The 2,188-nt window shown below is 66.5% G+C and carries 1 protein-coding gene and 1 pseudogene; both read right to left on the bottom strand.

What is annotated here, in order from left to right:
* Positions 1–455 precede the first annotated feature (455 nt).
* A complete protein-coding gene (locus ABZ826_RS39195; RefSeq protein ID WP_361459359.1) occupies positions 456–962 on the bottom strand; it encodes a group II intron maturase-specific domain-containing protein in 507 nt (168 codons plus the stop codon).
* Between the two features lie 59 nt (positions 963–1,021).
* Positions 1,022–1,780 (bottom strand): annotated as a pseudogene (locus ABZ826_RS39190) (reverse transcriptase domain-containing protein); the annotation flags it as partial.
* Positions 1,781–2,188: the final 408 nt, after the last annotated feature.

Genomic DNA, 2,188 nt, shown 5'->3' with positions numbered 1-2,188 from the left:
CCTCCTGGCCACCTGGACCGGCGCCTGCTCGATATGCGGCCAACCCGCACCAACCCCCGAACCCCACCACAGAACCTAACAAAGCCCTACTAGTCTGCCCTCGCGGCAGTTGCAGAGCCGCAAGATGGAGCAGCAGCGCCATGCCTCATCGATCCGAACCAGCTCAGAGGCCTCGCCCGCCCCTCCGCCCCAGGGGCTTTTCAGGGACTTTCAGCGCTGTCCGAGGGACTCCCGAGGGACTTCTCGCCGCCCAACGCAGCAAGCTCCTGAAAGACCAGAAAGAGCCTCCGACGCAGGCCAGAGGCCCTTTCCAAGGCAAAGCCGCAGGAGTGCCGTGGCGGGCGACGCCTGAGTAGGGTCGGGGACTGGCGCGGTGGCCTGTGAGGGCTCCGTTTCCAGCCCCCGCCCGTCAAACCGTGCATGCGCTTCTCGCGCACACGGCTTACCGACATCGTTCACCGGCTGGCATGCACCGCCACCCTGCGCACGTTTCCAGACAGGCGAAAGGCTCCGAGCCTGGCGAACCACGCGCCGTCGTGGCGCTTGCCCCACTTTCTGCCCGGGATGCCGCGCTTGCGATTGTCGAAGATCGCGAGACGCTCGTGGACGTAGCTGTCGATCGTAGAGAACTTCCCGGCGGAATTGCCGTTGCGGAAGTACGCCGCCCAGCCCCGCAGGACCGGGTTCAAGTCGGCGACCACGGCCGACAATGACCGTCCCACGTGACGACGGTCGGTCGCCGCCCGGATCTTGTCCCGCAGCACCCCCATCGCCCGCTGAGACGGCCATCGTTGCAGGTGAAACCTGCCACGGCGACGCCACGATTCCACCTTCTGGTGGTGGAAGCCGAGAAAATCGAAACCCTGCCCACCCCTGGCGAGGTGGACGATGCCGGTCTTCCCCGGATGCAACTGCAATCCGAGGCGGTCCAGCACCTCCCCGGCCAGTTCCCGTGCCTGCACGGCACGTTCCCTGGTCGGGCACAGGATCCCCCGAGCCGGTGCCCGCCTCGCTGCCATGCAGCGTCCAGGACGTGCAGAGCAATATTGGCGAGCAACGGTGAGATCGGTGAGCCCTGTGGGGTCCCTGCTCCTTCCGAGCCGGTCGCCCCGTCCTCCAGAACTCCCGCCCGCAGCCACATCCGGATCAGCTTCAGCATCGGGCCGTCCACGACGCGCCGGGCCGCCTGGGCCAGCAGGGCGTCATGCCGGATCGATCCGAAGCAGTCGCGGATGTCGGCCTCAAGCACCCACTCCCTGCCCCGGTTCGCCTCCACGCGTACGCTCTCGCACGCGTCGATCGCGGACCGCTTGGGCCGGAACCCGTAGCTGACCGGCAGGAAGTCCGCTTCGAAGACCGGTTCGAGAACCAGTTTCGCGGCGGTCATCACCACTCGGTCAGCTACCGTGGGGATCGAAAGCGGCCGGAACTCTCCCGGCCGCCCCGGCTTGGGGATCACGACTCGCCGCAGCGGTGACGGGCGATACGCATGCGCCCGCAGTTGCTGCGACAAATCATGGAGGAACTCCTCCACCCCGGAGTCGGTCACAGCATCGACGGTCACCCCGTCCACGCCGGGAGCGCCCCGGTTCGCACACACCCCGGCCCAGGCCCGCCACAAGACATCTCTGCGAAAGACATGGCCATACAGGGCATGGAACCGACGTTCAGGATCTTGCTTGGCACAGCGGTAGAGCGTCCACTGCAAGGCACGGACCTTGTCCAAAGGCCGGCCATCCAGTCGAGCGACGCCTTCCTCCCGGCGTGCGGAACTAGCCATTGCGGCACTCACCCGAGCCACCTCCTCACACACGACACGCATCGATGAAGCAGGGGCCCTTCGCTCCTGACGGGTTGTGTTGTCCCGCCGATCGGCACTACTACGACCCCCTCCGACTGCCTCTCGGCAGCCCGCCACTTCCCGGCTCCACCGGTTATAGGCGGGCCCTGCTTCCCGGGCCGCAGACCCGGGGCCGAGGAGGCCCTCTCCAGTTCCCAGGACAACCTTCCAACCGTTCCACGCCCCTTACGCCGGGAGGTTCTTGAACGCCCGCTCCAGATTCCCAGGCATCTTCCATGGCCTTCACCCTCTAAGCTTGGCGTTTTACCTCGCCTGTCACCCGACCTGCTGATCTGGGGTCGTTCGCGTGACAGCGGAGGCGGCCGTTCTCCACGCTTTCGAGATGTC

The sequence above is a fragment of the Streptomyces sp. NPDC047515 genome (assembly GCF_040643055.1).
In the GTDB taxonomy this organism is placed as follows: domain Bacteria; phylum Actinomycetota; class Actinomycetes; order Streptomycetales; family Streptomycetaceae; genus Streptomyces.
Note: the sequence above shows the minus strand (reverse complement) of the source record. Positions and strands in the feature narration are given on the sequence as shown.